Raw genomic sequence first — 19,112 nt, forward strand, 5'->3', positions numbered from 1 at the left:
TAGTATCTTTTTGAGGGTTTGGCTTATTCAATATATTGAAATCTCATGAAAATTTGAAACCAACGCGGTTAAACCACTTATTTAATTTTATATATTGATCGGAGTTTTTAAAAGGTCTTTTTCAAATGAATATGGAATATATTTCTTTTGTTGTTTATATTAAATTCCTTGCATTTAATTTAGAACATTCAGAAAAACCATTTGACATCAGGAAATTATTGCTATAAAATCAACGGTAATTGCATAGTCTTATCAAGAAAAGGTGGAGGGACAGGCCCGATGAAACCTTGGCAACAGCCGTATAACGGAATTGTGCCAAATCCTGCAGGTAATAATCCTGAGAGATAAGAAAGAGCCTTAGAGCGTGTTTTCAAACTGCTCCTTTCTTGTTTTCAGGGAAGGGGCAGTTTTTTTATTTTGCATAAAAGAAAGGAGAATGAGAGATGGGAGAATCATGGGGGAAAGGAACGATTTGTGTGCAAGGTGGCTATACGCCAAAAAATGGTGAGCCGCGTGTTTTGCCACTTTATCAAAGTACAACGTATAAATACGATACGTCAGATGATTTAGCAGCACTATTTAATTTAGAGGCAGAAGGATATATATATACGCGTATTGGAAATCCTACTCTAGCTGCATTTGAGCAGAAGTTATCAGATTTAGAAGGCGGTGTAGGGGCTGTTGCAACAGCTTCTGGGCAGGCAGCCATTATGCTTGCGGTTTTAAATATTTGCAGTAGTGGAGACCATTTACTTTGTTCTTCAACTGTTTACGGAGGAACGTTTAATTTATTTGGAGTGAGTTTGCGTAAGCTTGGCATCGATGTTACGTTCTTTAATCCTAATTTAACGGCAGATGAGATTGTGGCACTTGCCAATGATAAGACAAAACTCGTTTATGCAGAGTCGTTAGGAAATCCAGCAATGAACGTTTTGAATTTCAAAGAACTTTCAGCAGCAGCAAAAGAATTAGAAGTACCTTTTATCGTTGATAATACATTGGCGACGCCTTATTTATGCCAGGCGTTTGAACATGGGGCAAATATCATTGTCCATTCTACAACGAAATATATTGATGGCCATGCAAGTTCTCTAGGTGGGATTGTAATAGATGGAGGGAACTTCGATTGGACAAATGGAAAATACCCTGAGCTTGTCGAACCTGACCCGAGTTATCATGGCGTAAGCTATGTTCAAAATTTTGGAGCAGCAGCGTATATTGTGAAAGCACGCGTTCAGTTATTAAGAGACTACGGAAACTGTATGAGCCCATTCAATGCATATATTAGCAACATTGGCCTTGAAACATTGCATTTACGAATGGAGCGTCATAGTGAAAATGCTCTCGAAGTTGCTAAGTGGCTTGCCAATCATGATCGCATTGAATGGGTGAATTATCCAGGATTAGATAGTAATGAAAATTATTCGTTAGCACAAAAGTATTTGAAAAAAGGTGCTAGTGGAGTTTTAACATTTGGTATTAAGGGCGGATTAGAAGCAGCGAAAGAATTTATCGCAAATGTAAAGCTTGCAACTCTTGTAACGCATGTAGCTGATGCAAGAACTTGTGTAATACATCCTGCTAGTACGACGCACAGACAATTAAGCGCAGAAAATCAGCGTTTAGCTGGCGTTACATCTGATTTAATCCGTTTATCGGTCGGTATAGAAGATGTTTCTGATATTATTGCAGATTTAGAAGCGGCACTAGTCGGAGGCAAACAACATGCCGATCATAATTGATAAAGATTTACCAGCTCGCAAAGTATTGCAGAAGGAAAATATTTTTGTAATGACGAAGGAGCGAGCAGTAACACAAGATATACGTGCTTTGAAAATTGCTATATTAAATTTAATGCCTACAAAACAAGAAACAGAGGCGCAATTACTTCGTTTAATTGGAAATACACCGTTGCAATTAGATGTTCATTTACTTCATATGGAATCGCATCTGTCTCGCAATGTAGCGCAGGACCATTTAACGAGCTTCTATAAAACATTCCGTGATATTGAGAATGAAAAATTTGATGGACTCATTATTACAGGAGCACCAGTTGAAACTCTTTCTTTTGAAGAAATAGATTATTGGGAAGAGCTTGGACGTATTATGGAGTATTCAAAAACGAATGTAACATCTACGCTTCATATTTGCTGGGGGGCACAAGCTGGTTTGTATTACCACTATGGTGTGCCGAAGTATCCTCTTGCGGAAAAAATGTTTGGTGTATTTGAACATGAGGTTCGCGAGCAACATGTGAAATTGTTACAAGGGTTTGATGAAGTATTTTTTGCTCCGCATTCTCGTCATACAGAAGTACGAGAGAGCGATATTGAAAAAGTGAAAGAATTAACGTTATTAGCCAATTCTGAAGAAGCAGGCGTTCATCTTGCTATTGGGCAAGAGGGAAGGCAAGTTTTCGCACTCGGACATAGTGAATACAGTTGTGATACGTTAAAGCAAGAATACGAACGGGACTGCCAAAAAGGATTAAATATTGATGTGCCAAAAAATTATTTTAAACATAATAATCCAAATGAGAAGCCAATTGTTAGGTGGAGGAGTCATGGGAATTTATTATTCTCTAATTGGCTGAATTATTACGTGTATCAAGAAACCCCTTATATATTGTAAATGATTGTATAACACGTGGTAGCGTTTTATTTGTAAAGATTAACCTTTATTTTTCTTAATATTCAAAATACATTGTTTTTCAGATTTTTTGTCTATATAATGGCATCTAAACACAATTTTTGAGGGGTGGACAGTATTATGAAAGAAATTCAAGTGGGGTTATTAGGTCTTGGGACAGTTGGTAGTGGTGTAGTTCGTATTATTACAGATCATCAAGAACGACTTATACACCAAGTAGGTTGTCCAGTGAAAGTAACGAAAGTATTGGTGCAAAACATTGAGAAAGAGAGAGAAGTAGACGTGCCTTCTACTCTATTAACACAAGATGTGAATGAAATTTTAGATAATCCTAATATTGATGTTGTCATTGAAGTAATGGGCGGCATTGATGATGCAAAAGCATATATTTTACAAGCTTTAAAAAGCGGGAAGCACGTTGTGACTGCAAATAAAGATTTAATGGCGTTACACGGAGCGGAACTCTTAGCGGTAGCAAAAGATAATCAGGCTGATTTATTTTACGAAGCAAGTGTAGCTGGAGGGATTCCAATTTTACGAAGCATCGTAGAAGGACTTTCTTCAGATCTTATTACGAAAGTAATGGGAATTGTAAATGGAACGACAAATTTTATTTTGACGAAAATGTCAGACGAAGGGAGAGCATATAACGACGTGTTAAAAGAAGCTCAGCAGCTTGGATTTGCAGAAGCAGATCCAACATCAGACGTAGAAGGTTTGGATGCAGCAAGAAAAATGACGATTTTGGCTACTCTCGGTTTCTCTACAAATGTAGAGCTTGGAGATGTGAAGGTAAAAGGGATTACTTCTATTACAGCAGAAGATATTGAATATAGTAAGAGCTTAGGCTATACGATTAAATTAATTGGTCTTGCAAAGCGAGATGGCGAGAAATTAGAGGTTACAGTTGAGCCAACGCTACTTCCAAATGCACACCCTCTTGCGGCAGTGCAAAATGAATATAATGCTGTGTATGTGTATGGTGAAGCGGTAGGAGAAACGATGTTTTATGGTCCGGGAGCAGGAAGCTTACCGACAGCGACAGCTGTTGTTTCTGATCTAGTTGCTGTAATGCAAAATATTAGGTTAGGTGTAACAGGAAATAGTGCTGTAGTTCCGCAATATCAAAAGGTACTAAAAGAGCCAGATGAAATTATTGTGAAAAAGTTTTTAAGACTTCATGTGAAAGACGAAATTGGTGTGTTTGCAAAAATTACATCATTGTTCTCTGAGCGAGGTGTTAGTTTTGAAAAGATTATTCAAATGCCACTTGAAGAGAAAGGGAAAGCAGAAATAGTAATTGTAACGCATCGTGCTTCTCTTGCGGATTATGAGTACATTCTACATACATTGCAATCGTATGAAGAAATAGATTGTGTGAAAGCAAATTATCGAATTGAAGGAGATGCTAAGTAGTATCTTTTCTAATAAAACGAAAAAACCTATTAAGCGGCTTGCTTAATAGGTTTTTTTCTATTTAAAATTTGCGTACCAACTTGAATAAAAGCTTGAATAATCCAACCTGTTGTAAAGGATAAGATAATTGTTCCAAAATAGATTGGCCCATCTAATAAGAAGCTTAATGTTAAAAATAAAAAAGCTAATGAAATTTCTGTTCTTCTAAATGTCCATTTCTTTTTCTCAGCAACAGTTAAAACGAAAGCCTCTTGAGGTGCTGCACAAAGGTTAGTAGAGACGTAAAGACCAATTCCGGCTCCGACGAATAGGTTTCCGCAAATAAGTGTTATATATTTTGGAAGAGAGCGGATAATGTCCATAATGGTCGTAATAGAACCAACCCAATCAACAAAAAGAGAAATAAGAATCATCGTTACAATTGTGCCGATTGTAATTTGTTTTTTGTCCCAAAAGAGTACGATCAGGGTAAAAACAAAGTTAATCATGAAAATCCAAAAACCAATACTTATCCCAAAATTTTGATATAGTGCAATAAAGAAGGAATCATAAGGGCTAAGTCCAAAGGAAGTAATTGTCGTCATCATATTAATACCGATGGCGAGAATGAGTAAACCGCCAATGAAAAATATATATTCTAGTTTGAATCGAAGCATAGTTGTATATCCTTTCAAAATGTATTTGCTAAGAAAGGATATACTGTGGAAAGCTTACCAGGTCAAGCGAGAATTTTTGAGGGGAAGGGGAGAATGAGATGACTAATATAAGAAAGATTGCTGAACTTGCTGGGGTATCTGTTTCAACTGTTTCACGTGTACTCAATAATCATCCGTATGTGAATGAACAGAAACGAAAAGAGATTTTAGCGATTATTGAAGAATTAAATTACACGCAAAATGTGAATGCGATTCATTTAGTGAAAGGAAAAACGAATGTAATTGGCGTTTTATTGCCGCACGTAAATGATCAATATTACAGTGCCATTATTGGGGGGATATCAAAGGAAACCGCAAAGAACAATTATAATATGATGCTTTGCCAGACAAATTATAGCGAAGAAAAAGAGCTTGAAATTTTACATATGTTAAAAATGAAAAAGCTTGATGGAGTAATTATATGTTCACGGACAAATAGTAAGGAAAAACTTGAAGAGTATACGAAGTTTGGTCCAATTGTGATGTGTGAAGAAATAGATTCGAATTTCATTTCGAGTGTACATATTGATTACTACAAAGTATTTTTGCGCGGGATGAAAAGCTTAATAGATGCTGGTCATACACGTATCGGATATTGCATTGGAAGAAGTAATAGTATTAATAGCCAGAGGCGAAAAAAGGCGTATGAGGATTCACTTCAACAGATTGTTGTAACACCGTTAGATGCCTGGAAGTTTAAGGGCTGTTTTACGGTGGAAGATGGGCGCAATGTAGTCAGAGAATGGGTTCGTATGTCTGTAAAACCGACGGCTTTTCTTGTATCTTGCAATCATATTGCTGCAGGAATGGTAACGGAGGCGAAAAAACAAGGAATTCGTATCCCAGAGGATATTACGATTATCGGATGTGATGATCAAGAGGTGGCAAATATATTAGGTATTACGACGATTTCGCATTCTAGTAAAAATGTTGGTGTAAAGGCATTTGAATTATTATATGAAAAGATTAATGATGAGGAAATAGATGTGAAACATGTAGAGTTATTACCAGATTTGGTAGATAGGGAAACGACATAATAGAGAAGGTGTGAAAATCGCTTTTCAAAATTTCGTTTGGTATAATTATGGACAATCTAAGAGGGCTAAAAGGGGTTTTGATATGAGATCAAAATTAGTAAAAGTAATTCTACTCATTACAATTGCGTCTTTCTGTTTATTTGCATACGGTTTTGTTTCGGGTGTAAATGATGTATTAAATCCGAAAGCTTCAAAATTAATTACGAAGACTGACGTAGTGGAAAAAGAGAAAAAGAAAACAGGAACGTTACAAGTAGTTAGTTTAGGTGATTCGTTAACGCGCGGCGTTGGTGATAAAGAAGGAATTGGCTATATTGGACGTATGAAAGAGAATTTACAAAAAGATTATAAACAAAAAGTTGCACTAAGCAATTTGGCAGTTAGTGGTGCGAAAATGCCTGATTTATTAAAACAAATCGAAAGCAGCGGAGCTCAATATTCAATTAAGCAAGCAGATGTAATTGTTTTAACAATTGGAGGAAATGATTTATTCCCAGGATGGGAATCGCTCGGAAAGATAGATTTAGAGACGTATCGTCCTGATACGGAAACGTTTCAAAATGAAGCGAAGAAAATTATAGAAGAAATTCGTAAATTAAACACAGATAGTCCTATTTTTTGGCTAGGTTTATACAATCCTTTTGAGGATGTAGAAGATTTAAGAGGTTCATCAAATATTGTTGTGGATTGGAATGCTTCTTTAGAGAAGTTAGCATTAAATGATAAAAATGTATATATTACACCGACATTTGATTTATTCCAAAATCGTGGAAAAGATTTATTATACTCCGATCATTTTCATCCGAATGAAGTAGGCTACACATATATGGCAGAGCGATTAGTCCAAAACGTCGTAAGCAAATTAAAACTAGAGCAAGGAGGGATAAAATGACGACAATACTTTCTGTACGAGACTTGAAGAAGGTAATTGGAAAGAAGACGCTTGTAGAGGACATTTCATTTGATGTAAAACAAGGAGAAGTGTTTGGCTTTTTAGGACCGAACGGAGCCGGGAAAACGACAACAATTCGAATGTTAGTCGGACTGATTAAAGCGACAAAAGGTACTATTTCTATCGGTGGTTATTCTATTAAGGAAAATTTCAGAGAAGCGATGCGTCAAATTGGAAGTATAGTTGAAAACCCAGAGCTTTATACATATTTAACGGGATGGGAAAACTTAAAGCAATTTGCGCGCATGCTTGGTGATATATCAGATGAACGTATTATTGAAATTGCAAAAATGGTTCATTTAGATGAGCGTATTCACGATAAGGTAAAAACATATTCCCTTGGTATGAAGCAGCGCCTTGGAATTGCACAGGCGCTACTTGGAAACCCGAAATTGCTCATATTAGATGAACCGACGAATGGTTTAGATCCAGCTGGGATTAGAGAACTTAGGGAATTTATACATAAGCTTGTAAAAGAAGAAAATATGAGTGTATTTATTTCGAGTCACTTGCTAAGTGAAGTGCAACTGATATGCGACCGTGTTGCTATTATTCATAAAGGAAAAATGATAACAGTTGCACCTATTGAAGAGTTGATCAAAACAGCGAGTGATCGTGTGGAATGGGTCGTTACACCGATTTCCAAAGCGAAAGACATGTTAGACGCTGCTGAAGAGATAGAGGAAGTTAGTGTAGAAGATGAGCGTTTATTATGTCGTATGGATGTTGCGTCTATTAATGTTTGGAATAAGCATTTTGTAGAAAACGGGATAGATGTACATAGCGTCAAAGAGCTTGTATTTACGCTAGAAGATTTATTTATTGAACTCACAAGGGGTGAGCAACATGCGTGAATTTGCGAATCTAGTTTTAAATGAATCAGAAAAGATTTATCGTAAGAAACGAATTGTTGTTGTCATGCTTATTTTAGCAATCTTGATTCCACTTTTTGTGTATGCTCAGTATCGTGAAATAGAAACGACGCAAAAAAGGCTTGGTACGACCGATTGGAAAGTATCATTACAGCAACAAATTGTTGATTCACAAAACCGCTTGAACAATTCTAGATTGCCAGAAGAATGGCGGGATTGGTTAAAAGTAAGAGTGGAACAACAACAATATTATTTAGATCATAATATTAATCCGACTGCGCCAGGAGCACCGACATTTGTGAGGGCGTTTATTGAACAAGGAATAACGTTATTTATTCCATTGCTCGTTATGATTGTCGCCATTGATATTGTTTCAGGAGAACGAAGTGATGGTACGATGAAAATGCTTCTGACGAGGCCAATTCGGCGCTGGAAAATACTCCTTAGTAAATATGTGACGATGTTATTTTTCATTTCGCTCATATTGCTTCTTGTCGGTTTGTTTGCTTACGCATTATCAGGGCTTGTATTTGGATACTCTGGATGGAATTTACCTGTGTTAACAGGATTCGTCATTGATAAGGAAACGTTAAATACAAACTTTGTACACCTTATTCCGCAGTGGCAATACATTTTAATGGCGTACGGACTAGCTTGGTTTGTTGCTATTGTTGTTGGAACTATATCATTTATGGTCTCTGTTTTAATTCGTAATACACCAGCTGGTATGGGCGTTATGTTAGCTGCGTTAATTGCAGGCGGCATTTTAAGTTCATTCGCAACGTCTTGGGAAGGTGCGAAATACATTTTTAGTGTCAACTTATCGCTAACGGATTATTTATCAGGAAAACTTCCTGCATTACAAGGGTTATCAATGGGATTTTCTTTAATAAATTTAACGGTTTGGGCAGTAGTATCTCTTATCATTTCGTTTGTAGTATTTACAAGGCAGGATATGGTGAATTAATTGGATAGGAAGTGAAGGCATGGAAAACATTTTGCAGAATGATTGGGGAACATTACTGGGGCCAGAATTTGAGAAAGAATACTATCAAAATTTAGCTAACTTTTTAAAAGAAGAGTATGAGGAGCATGTGATTTATCCAAAGGTAGAAGATATTTTTAACGCTCTTCAGTATACAAGTTATGAAAATACAAAGGTCGTTATTTTAGGACAAGACCCATATCATGGACCGAATCAAGCGCATGGTTTAAGCTTTTCGGTACAACCTGGTATTAAAACGCCGCCATCATTGCTAAATATGTACAAAGAACTTCGAGATGAATACGATTATGAAATTCCGAATAATGGTTATTTAGTAAAATGGGCGGAGCAAGGGGTTTTACTATTAAATACTGTGTTAACGGTTCGTCAAGGTGAGGCGAATTCTCATAAAGGAAAAGGATGGGAGCATTTCACAGATCGCGTAATTGAGCTATTAAATGAACGTGAAAAGCCAGTTATTTTCATATTATGGGGACGCCATGCTCAGGCGAAGAAAAAGTTAATTACGAATACGAGTCATCGTATTATCGAGTCTGTACATCCAAGTCCATTATCAGCAAGACGAGGTTTCTTTGGAAGTAAGCCGTACTCTAAAGTAAATACGATTTTAGCTAATATGGGCGAAAGAGAAATTGATTGGGAAATTCCAAATTTATAAATAGAAAAGGTAGTTAACAGTTGTTAACTACCTTTTTATTATTGTTGTTCGTTCTTTAGTTTTGCATCTAGTACAAAAGTACCGAATGGGATAACTGATGAAACGAATGCCCCAAGTGCCCATAAAATTGATTTACGGTGTACGATTGTTACTTGAATTACTGCAAAGATGAATAGAATAAATAAAACGCCATGAGCCATGCCTGTAATTTTAACAGCTGTTGCAAACCCTGCAAAATATTTTAATGGCATTGCTACAAATAATAGTAATAGGAAAGAAATCCCCTCAATTAAGCCGATTGCTCTTAATCTTCCGATTGGTGTAGATAACATGAAGTAGCCTCCTTTAATGTATGCTTGTATATAGTAAATTTGTATTCTTTTTCAAAATGAAATAGTCTATTTTGTTTCATTATATACAAAAAGAAAGTTTACACTACGAGAATAGTGCAAAGTTCAAAATATAGTCACAAAAGCGTTGTAATTTAAATAAAAACCTATTTGAAGTGTTTGACTTCAAATAGGTTTTATGAATGAAAATATTAAACAAGTACTTCCGTTTTTAAAACGAATTTCTCTACAACTTTTGCAACGCCATCGTTCATATTTGTATCTGTTACATAGTTTGCAATTTCTTTAATATCATCTGGTGCATTGCCCATCGCAACGCCAAGACCAGCAAATTCAATCATCGCTTGATCGTTATAGCTATCGCCCATTGCGATAACTTCTTCGCGCTTAATACCAAGTTTTTGGATTAATTGGTTTAAGCTCGTTCCTTTCGTAACACCATGTTCAGTAAATTCTAAGAAGAATGGTTTAGAGCGCATAACGCTTAATTGACCTTCTAGTTGTTTTTGTAGTTTCTTTTCTACTTCAACAAGGCGTTCAGCTTCTTTATTCATTAATACTTTTACTACAGGTTCTTTAACAGCAGTTTTAAAATCATCTACTTCAATAATCGGCATGCCAGTAATTTCGCCCTCAATTTTAGTATAAGGATTATTTTCTTCTGTTACGATATCATCGCCAATATAAGTATGAATCCATACATCTTCAGTTTTACTAATTTCAAATAGGTTGTGAACGATTTCAGGAGATAGCGTGCTACTGAAGATTTCTTCATTTGTTTTACAGTTAATAATTTTAGCACCGTTAAAAGATAGAATGAAGCTACCGTATTCTTCTAAAAGAAGTTCTTTTGCAACATTGCGCATACCAAACGTTGGGCGCCCAGAAGCAAGTACAACTTTAACTCCTTGCTCTTGTGCTGTCATTAAAGCCTCTTTCGTACGAGGGGAAATTGTATGGTCGTCGCGTAATAAAGTATCATCTAAATCTAAAACAATCATTTTATAAGTCATATAGAAAATCCCTTTCTTTGTTGGAATAGAAATAAATTTTTATGAAGATATTGGGGAATATATAGTAAGACATCGAACCTCTTTACATGAAATTAGGAGAAGTTCTGCATTGTTAGTATAAATTATCATGAGCGTGTTGCCCATGATAATTTATCCCGCTATTTGCCGGGCAGTAAGACTCCCACCTCAAAATTTAGCTGGGAGATTAACTGCCCGTAAACGCCCGATTGGCGCGGGCTAATAATCAGTGGGGATGAACAAAAACCCCACTGATTAAAGTTTCACTTTATCATTATCGTAACAACTCTAAAGGTAGAGTGCAATAATGGAAGTTTTCCAATTTACGATAGTTGTTTTTCGTGCGAACGAGAAAATAGTATTTCCAGCAAGATAGCCATTACAGATCCAAGAACAAGACCGTTACTTAAAAAAGATGCTAAAAATGGCGGCAGCGTAGAAAATGCTCCGGCTGGAACGAACATAACTCCGATTCCCGTAAAGATTGAAAGACCTGCTACTTTAAATAATTTTTCTTTATTTTGTACAGTGTCATATTCGCGAAAGGCGAGACCAATCATGCTTGCAAATACAGGGTAAATCGCAGCATACCCAACTGCGACGGGGATTGCTGCAAAGAATGAAGTAATCTTTGGGAATATACTAACAAGAATGATAAAGCTTGACCCTAACATAAATGGGAGGCGTTTATAAATATTTGTCGTTGCAATAAATCCTGCGGATCCAGAAATGGCAACAGGACCAATGGCTGAAAATAGACCGCCTAGCAATTGATTTATTCCTGTTATAATGCCAGCTTGTTTGAAGCGATCTGGAGCAGCACCTTCTTCATACTTAGAAACAACCTTTTGTACAACGCGAATACTTGCTAACATATTTGTTAGAAGTAATAGTGTGACGAAAACTACCGTAATTGCCATGTTCCATTCAATGCGAGGCATTCCGAAAACAAATAGAGATGGAAGACGAATTATATCTGTCACAGGTGTTACTGGATTAGATAATCCGAAGCACGCAAATAATATCCAGCCGCAGACGATACTGAAAAGAACGGAATATCGTCCAATAATAGGTAGCTCCATAATGAAAAAAGATAGTAAAATAACAATGAGTGAAAGAATAAATACCTTTGGCTGTACTTCCGTATGTTGTCCATCAAGGCCAAACATACCTTTTAAGAAGGAGCCACTAAGTTGTGCGACAAGAAGGAATAAATACGTTCCAATTACTGTAGGTGTAAAGTAGCGAACTAGTTTATCGATAAGTCCAAAAACACTAAGAATAATACAAATAATTCCGCTTAGTAGGAAAGCGTACTGAAGGACCTTAAGTGTTTCATTACTTGATCCAAATAATACGACGCCTAAACTTGCATACAGGGAGAAAATTCCCCACCAAAGGCCTGCGGGACCTTCTTGAATAGGAAGTTTATGCCCAAATATAGCTTGCAGTAGGCCGGCAAAACCGAGAACAAATAATGTTCTTTGTACAAACGCGATAGCTTCAGTGCCGTCAAGGCCGTAACTAGTTGCGACACTAATTGGTACAATAAGACTTCCAGCTAAAATAAATAGTGCCCATTGTAAGGCAGAAAGAAATAGCTTCATTATATCAACCTCTTTCATAGATTCCGTTTCTAGTATATAGGTATTTCATTTCCTTTGGCAAAGATTGTAGATAGAGAAAAGAGTTGAAATATAATATGAATGCACGTAAGCAATTATGGATAGCAGTTATATGTATGACCTTTGTTGTAATTCTAGGGACGATAGGATTTATGACAATTGAAGAGATTAGCTTGTTTCAAGCATTTTGGATGACGATGATTACTGTATTAACGGTTGGATATTGCGAATCCGTTAACAGTGCATTATATTGATACAGTATTGTATGGAATAGAGCAATCATTTGTAATTGAAGAAATTCAAGTTGGTAAAGATTCTATCTTAGCTAGTAAATCGTTATTAGAGAGTAATGTGAGAAATCAATTTGATGTAACAATTTTAGCGATTTTAAGGGATGGGTATATTATCCATAATCCAACGGGGCAGGAAAAACTGCAAGAACATGATATGATAATAGTATTTGGTTCAGTGGAGAAACTGGGGCAATTTGAGAAAGAACTACAAAGTAAGAGGTGACAAGGAATGCAAGTATCTAGCGATAAGGTTTTAAATAAAATGGCGAGTGAAATTGCAAAGGCAAAAAGTAGTGAAGGACAAAAATCAAAAGAGCATTTATTAGTTGTGCGTGCATTATGTGATTTATTATTAGATGAACAAGTTGAGCCTTCTACGTATAGAGAACCACAAGTTCAATCACAAATAATCGGATCTCAGCCTATAACAACAGTTCAACCGGTTATGCCAGTTTCTGGAGAACCTGTGTATATAAAAGAAGAAGGTGCAAATGGTAATTCTTTATTTGATTTTTAGGGATTAAATCGTTTGGATTATATGTGAAAATTGCTTATGATAAAAATAAAAAGGGGAATTAAGATGAAAATTTTCTTTTTACTAGGTTGTATTGCAGCGGGGCTATCTGTTGCATTAGGGGCTTTTGGAGCACATGGTTTAGAAAATAAAATTTCTGCAAAAATGTTAGAAGTGTGGAAGACGGGCGTTACATATCAAATGTTTCATGCAGGTGGCTTATTCGTAGTTGCTCTATTAATGGACAAAATGCAATCATCACTTTTAAGCACTGCGGGTTGGCTTATGGTAGCTGGGATTATTATGTTCTCAGGCAGTCTTTATGCATTAAGTACAACAGGTATTAAATTCTTTGGCCCAATTACACCCCTTGGTGGTGTAGCGTTTATTGTGGCGTGGATTCTAGTCGGAACTGCAGTTGTAAAAGGGTTATAAAAAACAAAAGCTGGCATTCGCCAGCTTTTTTTTATGGTCTTGGAGCATAAGTTGCTTGTTGACCAGGTAAATACGTAATTTCTCCTGGGAATTCTACATAATCTAAATAAATCATTAGTAGTAAAAAGCGTTTTCCAGATTTCGGCTCACTAATTACGATATGATCACGGCCAGCTGCCTCGATGATCCCTGTATAAGATTGTGTACCAAGCGAACTACCGCGTTCATAAGTCATTACAACTGTAGCTGGCTTACCCTTATTTAAACGAAGGATATTTTCAATATACGATTGCTCTAGTGGTAACATACCTTGAGAAACTGCAAGTTGAGCCTGAGCAGCTTGTTGTTGCATCGCTTGCTGTTGTTGTTGTTGTTGTTGTTGCTGCTGCTGTGGGGTCATTTGTTGCGGTTGCACATAAGTTCCAGATGGTTGATAAAAACCTGTTCCGTAGTACGGGTTTTGTTGCTGTGTCATTCAAAAATCCCTCCTCATTTTCATTCCTTAATATACGCCTGGACAATCTCCACCAGATGGTTGGAAGAAGCAGTGTTTTTTAAAGCGACCAGAATTTTGTTGGTCATACCAAGTTGGTGGGCAAGGACCTTCAGGTCTAAAGAACCATAAGGCGAAGTTGGCGGGCCAAAAACGTTGTCCCTGAATTGTCCGGCGGGCTAAGGCAATATCTTGTTCTCTCGCTCGTTGATAAAAATACCCTTTTTGAGTTGCTTCAAAACCACCAGGATTTTGATAAACCATTTGACGTAAATTACGTATTTTTTTGAAATCTAAACAATTTCCGCGGACACGATTTACCCCAACGTTTCCGACCATTAACATCCCTTGTTGGCCTTCTCCTTCGGCTTCAGCACGCATCAGTCTAGCTAATAACTTAACATCTTCTTCGTTATACGCGATAACACCCATTATGTGTCACCTCTCTTTTTGGAATGCCTTGTAGAAAGAGGTTCATTTCTAGATGAAGTGTGGAACAATTACTAGTTCATACGTATGAGAAAAAGGACGCAGATATGACAACCAAACGAAGTTTTACATCTAGAGGGGAAAATAAAAAAGCTAGCGTGAGCTAGCTTTTCATCATTAAAATACTTTAGACCATAAGTTTGAGAAGAAATCGCCAATTGAACGCATTGTTAATACGAACCAATTTGCTTTTTCTACTTCTTCAGTCGCTTTTGCAGTAACTTTTATACTTTTATTTCCGTCTAAGAAACCATATTTATCAGTTGGTTCTAAGACGATTGAACCTACCTTTGCATCTTTCTTAATAGGAGCAACTAAATGCCCATCTTCAGCAAGTGATTTATCTGCTTCAGTAGAAATTTTGTAAGGTGATTTGCTACCTTTTGTAGTAACTACTGTCACTTCTTTTTCTGGTGCAACTGTTACGTAGTCTTCTTTTCCTTTTACTACAGAAATTTTGTTGTTTTTATCTATTTTTAATTTCTGTTTTTCGAAGTTATTAAATCCATATTCAATTAATGCGCGAGATTCTGTGAAACGTTCGTCCATTGATTTCGTTTTAATAATAACAGATATAAGACGTAAATCACCGCGTTTTGCTGTAATGGTAAAACCATACCCAGCTGTATCGGAACTTCCTGTTTTTAAACCATCTGCTCCTTCATAAGAGAAAGCAGCACCTGGTAACATCCAGTTCCAATTTTCCATACGAATTGGTTTTGGATGATTATCTGGGAAGTTTCTAAATCTTTGTTTTGTATCCTCTAGCATTTCTGGATACTTTGTAATAATTGTTTTTGAAAGAATACCCATATCGCGAGCTGACATGGAGTTTTCTCCATTCGGATCAGTTCCTTCAGGATGTTTTCCTTTTAAATCAGCGTTATTTAACCCAGTAGCGTTTACAAATTTATATTTCTTTAACCCTAGTTTTTTCGCATGTTCATTTGCGAGATTTAAGAAGTTCTTTTCACTTCCTGCAAGTAATTCTGCTAAAGCAATACTAGATCCATTTGCAGAGAAGATAACGATAGAATGGTATAATTCTCTTACAGTATATTGACGTCCTTTTTCGAACGGCACGTTAGAGAATTCATTATTACGTGAAACTTCATAAGCGTAATCAGAAATAGTTACTTTCGTATCCCAAGTGATTTTTCCTTCTTTAATTGCTTCTAATACGGCATAAATAACAATTAATTTTGACATACTAGCGATAGCTAGTAATTCATCTGGATTTTGTTCATGCAGTATTTTTCCTGTATCCGCATCAAATAGCAGTGCAGCAGCTGCCTCTATATGTATTTTTTCTTCTGCATGGGATGTTGTTACTCCTAAGGAAGAAATTGACAATAGAGACGCTAGTAAAATAGACAAGATTTTCTTCATATACATTATCACCTTCGCATCGTTATTAGCATATAGCTCGTACCATTTTAGCATAAATTTGGATATAGAAAGGTTACAATTTTGTAAGGAAATTGAAAAGAATTTGTCGATTTTTGTTCAAATTTGCAGAGAAAAGAAGTTTTTTGTGGGTAAATATAGAGGATAATAAAAAAAGGAACGAAATTCGTTCCTTTTTCATTATTATATGTGTAAAAATTTCTCTACTTTTTCGTCTGGTAAAATGTTCCCAACGAAGAATGTACCGAATTCACCGTAACGGGCACTTACTTCATCGAAGCGCATTTCATATATAAGCTTCTTAAATTGAAGAACATCGTCAGCGAATAATGTTACGCCCCACTCGAAATCGTCGAATCCGACTGATCCTGAAATTACTTGGCGTACTTTCCCTGCGTATTGGCGACCGATTTTACTGTGACTGTACATCATTTTTTTACGTTCTTCCATAGGAAGCATGTACCAGTTGTCATCACCTTGGCGACGCTTGTCCATTGGATAGAAGCAAATATGATTTGCTTTTGGTAACTCAGGATATAAGCGAGCTAAGATTTGTGGGTTTTGGTATGGATCTTCATCAGCTGGAAGGTAGTTGCTTAGTTCAACAACAGATACGTAAGAATATGCAGGAACTAAATATTCAGCTAATGTTGTTTTATTTAATTCTGTTTCGATTTCATTTAACTCTTCCATTGTTGGACGTAAGATCATAAGCATAATATCTGCTTTTTGACCAACAACTGTATACATTGCATGACTGCCTTTTTTTGCAGTAGCTACTTCGTTCCATTTTTCAACGACATTTAAAAATTCAGACACTGCTTGTCCGCGTTCGTCACTAGATAATGTTTTCCATGCTGCCCAATCAATAGAACGTAAATCATGTAAACAATACCAGCCATCTAACGTTGTTGTTGCTTCACTCATTCTATTCACCTCAGTTAATGATATTTTACACGTTAACTATAGCATATATAGGATTAAAAACATCTACATAAAGTTTCAGCGCATAAAATTGTCACATTTAAATTTACTTGAAAATAGGAGGATATAAGGCTTAAAGGGGCTTTATTTCTATGCTGAATTTTATGAAAATATAATCATTTTCATTTTATCTATTTTTTGGGAGCTATAAGTTTAAAATATAGAGGAAAAGCAGTATTCTTAAAGATAGAGTTTTTTAACATATGTAGGAGGGTTTATTCGTGAGCAACTTATTTACAACAGTAAAAGAAAAAGTTCAAGGAAAAGGCATTTCTATCGTACTTCCTGAAGGAACTGATGAAAGAATTTTAGGCGCTGCAGAGCGTTTAGCAAAAGAAGAGTTAGTAAAACCAATCTTAGTTGGTAATAAAGAAGAAATTAGCGCAAAAGCAGCTAGCATGAACTTAACATTAGCAGGCGTTGATATTTATGACCCAGCTACATACGAAGAAATGGATGCAATGGTAGCATCTTTCGTTGAACGCCGTAAAGGTAAAGCAACAGAAGAAGATGCTCGCAAAATCCTTAAAGACGAAAACTACTTCGGTACGATGCTTGTATACATGGGCAAAGCACAAGGTTTAGTAAGTGGTGCAGCTCACTCTACAGCTGATACAGTTCGTCCAGCACTTCAAATTATTAAAACAAAACCAGGCGTTACAAAAACTTCAGGCGTATTCATCATGGTACGTGAAGAAGAGAAGTATGTATTCGCTGATTGCGCAATTAACATTGCACCAAACAGCCAAGATTTAGCTGAAATTGGTATCGAAAGTGCGAAAACTGCTGAACTATTCGGTATTGACCCACGCGTTGCTATGTTAAGCTTCTCTACAAAAGGTTCTGCGAAATCTCCAGAAACAGAAAAAGTTGTAGAAGCAACTCGCATTGCAAAAGAAATGGCTCCTGAATTAACTTTAGATGGAGAATTCCAATTCGATGCTGCATTCGTACCATCTGTAGCTGAGAAGAAAGCTCCAGGTTCTACAATTAAAGGTGATGCTAACGTATTCGTATTCCCAAGCTTAGAAGCTGGTAATATCGGCTACAAAATCGCTCAACGCTTAGGTAACTTCGAAGCAGTAGGACCAATCTTACAAGGTTTAAATATGCCTGTAAATGATCTGTCTCGTGGATGTAACGAAGAAGAAGTGTACAAGTTAGCTTTAATTACAGCAGCTCAAGCACTTTAATTCTATAACGAATTAATATGAAAAAAGACCATCCTATTTCTTTTGAAATGAGGGTGGTCTTTTTGATTTCTATTTTTCTAAACCAAGTGCCTTATTATTACGGTCAATAATACGTTGTAAATTCGTCTCATATAAAGGAACTTCATCTACTGTTAGCTGAGATGATGTTAACTTTGGAGTGAATTGTTGCAACGTTTTTAAAAGGCGCATCATTAAATCTTGCACTGTAATTGTTTCGCCAAGTAATTCAGATAGTGAAGCCATCGTACTCGGTACAATTTCAGGATACGTAAATCTTGTTTCTTCGCCTTGAATTGCTACGTTGTAAAAATCACGAACGAGTGCGGCACGCTCAGATCCGCTTCCTGTCGCACATAAGTAAATTTGTACAGCAACGCCTCCGCGAATACGACGCTGAGAAATACCAGCAAATTTTTGATCGCGAATGCTCAAATCGTAGCTACCAGGACAATAAGAACCAACAATTTCTTTTGCTTCGATAGTAACATCGTAATCTTTTAACATTTCCTTAATTAAATGCCACATCGTATCGTATCCAAGGTCGATATCGATACCCTTTTCTGTTTCTTGGAATAAAAGTGATACGTTTAAAACACCTTCATCAAGTACGACAGCAAGTCCACCAGAATTACGAACGATAACATTGAAGTCGTTTTCTTTTAAAAAGGAAATACCTTCTTCTAAATGTGGTAGGCGTGAATCTTGAATGCCAAGAACAATTGTATTGTGATGAACCCAAGAGCGCATTGTTGCAGCGGATAGACCATTTCCAATACTTGTGCATAACGTGTCATCCATTGCGAATGACTGAAGTGCATGGAAAGTTGGTCCTAAACTAGACTGATCTACAATACGCCACTCTGGCTGAGATAAAATCGAACGGGAATTGCTCATATAACTAACCCCTTATTTTTAAAATGACAATCTCTATTATAGCAAAAAATGTAGAAAGGGGTTTTCTCATATATAAAGGGAAGTTTAGAGGTGAAAGA

Annotated in this window: 20 protein-coding genes, 1 pseudogene and 1 riboswitch; of the genes and pseudogenes, 12 read left to right on the plus strand and 9 right to left on the minus strand. The window is 36.4% G+C overall.

Features of this window, described 5'->3' with window-relative positions:
• Nucleotides 1–246 precede the first annotated feature (246 nt).
• A riboswitch (SAM riboswitch) is annotated at nt 247–351 on the plus strand.
• Nucleotides 352–443: 92 nt separating this feature from the next.
• From MKX66_RS20300 to MKX66_RS20310, 3 genes are all read left to right on the plus strand, one after another.
• The gene (locus tag MKX66_RS20300) at nt 444–1,742 is read left to right on the plus strand and encodes a bifunctional O-acetylhomoserine aminocarboxypropyltransferase/cysteine synthase (protein ID WP_063219251.1); all 1,299 of its coding nucleotides are present in this window, start codon (nt 444–446) and stop codon (nt 1,740–1,742) included.
• Nucleotides 1,726–2,631: a homoserine O-acetyltransferase MetA gene (gene metA / locus MKX66_RS20305; RefSeq protein WP_341086971.1), complete on the plus strand. Its 906-nt coding sequence runs from the start codon at nt 1,726–1,728 to the stop codon at nt 2,629–2,631. Before MKX66_RS20300 ends, metA begins: the two co-directional genes overlap by 17 nt.
• A gap of 138 nt (nt 2,632–2,769) precedes the next feature.
• Nucleotides 2,770–4,065 (plus strand): homoserine dehydrogenase, encoded by a 1,296-nt coding sequence (locus tag MKX66_RS20310; RefSeq protein ID WP_002184491.1) that lies wholly within the window; start codon nt 2,770–2,772, stop codon nt 4,063–4,065.
• A gap of 29 nt (nt 4,066–4,094) precedes the next feature.
• Here MKX66_RS20310 and MKX66_RS20315 read toward each other — a convergent pair whose 3' ends face one another.
• Nucleotides 4,095–4,721, minus strand: a complete 627-nt coding sequence (locus tag MKX66_RS20315; protein ID WP_002089845.1) for a YczE/YyaS/YitT family protein — start codon at nt 4,719–4,721, stop codon at nt 4,095–4,097.
• 98 nt (nt 4,722–4,819) lie between these two features.
• On the opposite strand from MKX66_RS20315, the gene MKX66_RS20320 reads away from it, so the two are divergent.
• Genes MKX66_RS20320 through MKX66_RS20340 form a run of 5 tightly spaced genes read left to right on the plus strand, consistent with a single transcriptional unit; the run spans nt 4,820 to nt 9,285 of the window.
• Nucleotides 4,820–5,797 (plus strand): LacI family DNA-binding transcriptional regulator, encoded by a 978-nt coding sequence (locus MKX66_RS20320; protein WP_215590528.1) that lies wholly within the window; start codon nt 4,820–4,822, stop codon nt 5,795–5,797.
• A gap of 10 nt (nt 5,798–5,807) precedes the next feature.
• On the plus strand, nt 5,808–6,689 hold the full coding sequence (locus tag MKX66_RS20325) for an SGNH/GDSL hydrolase family protein (RefSeq protein ID WP_080784403.1): 882 nt from the start codon (nt 5,808–5,810) through the stop codon (nt 6,687–6,689).
• Nucleotides 6,686–7,603 (plus strand): ABC transporter ATP-binding protein, encoded by a 918-nt coding sequence (locus tag MKX66_RS20330; protein WP_341086973.1) that lies wholly within the window; start codon nt 6,686–6,688, stop codon nt 7,601–7,603. The genes MKX66_RS20325 and MKX66_RS20330 overlap by 4 nt, the downstream gene beginning before the upstream one ends.
• Nucleotides 7,596–8,588 (plus strand): ABC transporter permease, encoded by a 993-nt coding sequence (locus tag MKX66_RS20335; RefSeq protein WP_002089839.1) that lies wholly within the window; start codon nt 7,596–7,598, stop codon nt 8,586–8,588. Before MKX66_RS20330 ends, MKX66_RS20335 begins: the two co-directional genes overlap by 8 nt.
• A gap of 19 nt (nt 8,589–8,607) precedes the next feature.
• Entirely contained in the window at nt 8,608–9,285 is a 678-nt protein-coding gene (locus tag MKX66_RS20340; protein ID WP_215590527.1) for a uracil-DNA glycosylase, read from the plus strand.
• Nucleotides 9,286–9,323: 38 nt separating this feature from the next.
• Here the strand turns inward: MKX66_RS20340 and MKX66_RS20345 are convergent, their stop codons facing one another.
• The 3 genes from MKX66_RS20345 to MKX66_RS20355 form a co-directional block, all read right to left on the minus strand.
• Nucleotides 9,324–9,617, minus strand: a complete 294-nt coding sequence (locus MKX66_RS20345) for a DUF3817 domain-containing protein (protein ID WP_000953390.1) — start codon at nt 9,615–9,617, stop codon at nt 9,324–9,326.
• A 209-nt stretch (nt 9,618–9,826) separates the two neighbouring features.
• A complete protein-coding gene (locus MKX66_RS20350; RefSeq protein WP_149191111.1) occupies nt 9,827–10,648 on the minus strand; it encodes a Cof-type HAD-IIB family hydrolase in 822 nt (273 codons plus the stop codon).
• 341 nt (nt 10,649–10,989) lie between these two features.
• Nucleotides 10,990–12,273: a purine/pyrimidine permease gene (locus tag MKX66_RS20355; RefSeq protein ID WP_215590525.1), complete on the minus strand. Its 1,284-nt coding sequence runs from the start codon at nt 12,271–12,273 to the stop codon at nt 10,990–10,992.
• Nucleotides 12,274–12,368: 95 nt separating this feature from the next.
• On the opposite strand from MKX66_RS20355, the pseudogene MKX66_RS20360 reads away from it, so the two are divergent.
• The 3 genes and pseudogenes from MKX66_RS20360 to MKX66_RS20370 all read left to right on the plus strand — a co-directional run bounded on the left by MKX66_RS20360 (nt 12,369) and on the right by MKX66_RS20370 (nt 13,533).
• A pseudogene (locus MKX66_RS20360) lies at nt 12,369–12,807 on the plus strand (TrkA C-terminal domain-containing protein).
• Nucleotides 12,808–12,813: 6 nt separating this feature from the next.
• Nucleotides 12,814–13,101: a YwdI family protein gene (locus MKX66_RS20365; protein WP_001198367.1), complete on the plus strand. Its 288-nt coding sequence runs from the start codon at nt 12,814–12,816 to the stop codon at nt 13,099–13,101.
• Nucleotides 13,102–13,164: 63 nt separating this feature from the next.
• Nucleotides 13,165–13,533, plus strand: a complete 369-nt coding sequence (locus tag MKX66_RS20370; protein WP_002016371.1) for a DUF423 domain-containing protein — start codon at nt 13,165–13,167, stop codon at nt 13,531–13,533.
• Nucleotides 13,534–13,564: 31 nt separating this feature from the next.
• Here the strand turns inward: MKX66_RS20370 and gerQ are convergent, their stop codons facing one another.
• The 4 genes from gerQ to hemQ all read right to left on the minus strand — a co-directional run bounded on the left by gerQ (nt 13,565) and on the right by hemQ (nt 16,849).
• A complete protein-coding gene (gerQ, locus tag MKX66_RS20375; RefSeq protein ID WP_016102324.1) occupies nt 13,565–14,008 on the minus strand; it encodes a spore coat protein GerQ in 444 nt (147 codons plus the stop codon).
• Between the two features lie 27 nt (nt 14,009–14,035).
• Nucleotides 14,036–14,458 carry a cell wall hydrolase CwlJ gene (gene cwlJ / locus MKX66_RS20380; RefSeq protein WP_000538158.1) on the minus strand — a complete coding sequence of 141 codons (423 nt, stop codon included), beginning with the start codon at nt 14,456–14,458 and terminating at the stop codon, nt 14,036–14,038.
• Between the two features lie 174 nt (nt 14,459–14,632).
• Nucleotides 14,633–15,910: a serine hydrolase gene (locus MKX66_RS20385; RefSeq protein ID WP_326996687.1), complete on the minus strand. Its 1,278-nt coding sequence runs from the start codon at nt 15,908–15,910 to the stop codon at nt 14,633–14,635.
• A 195-nt stretch (nt 15,911–16,105) separates the two neighbouring features.
• Nucleotides 16,106–16,849: a hydrogen peroxide-dependent heme synthase gene (gene hemQ / locus MKX66_RS20390; protein ID WP_001287592.1), complete on the minus strand. Its 744-nt coding sequence runs from the start codon at nt 16,847–16,849 to the stop codon at nt 16,106–16,108.
• A 278-nt stretch (nt 16,850–17,127) separates the two neighbouring features.
• Here hemQ and pta point away from each other — a divergent pair, with 278 nt between their 5' ends.
• A complete protein-coding gene (gene pta / locus MKX66_RS20395; RefSeq protein ID WP_000067219.1) occupies nt 17,128–18,099 on the plus strand; it encodes a phosphate acetyltransferase in 972 nt (323 codons plus the stop codon).
• 69 nt (nt 18,100–18,168) lie between these two features.
• Here pta and MKX66_RS20400 read toward each other — a convergent pair whose 3' ends face one another.
• Nucleotides 18,169–19,014, minus strand: coding sequence for a lipoate--protein ligase family protein (locus MKX66_RS20400; RefSeq protein ID WP_002143911.1), 846 nt, complete (start codon nt 19,012–19,014; stop codon nt 18,169–18,171).
• Nucleotides 19,015–19,112: the final 98 nt, after the last annotated feature.

Origin of the sequence: Bacillus sp. FSL R9-9530 (genome assembly GCF_038008145.1) — a bacterium.
Taxonomy (GTDB): Bacteria; Bacillota; Bacilli; order Bacillales; family Bacillaceae_G; genus Bacillus_A; species Bacillus_A mycoides.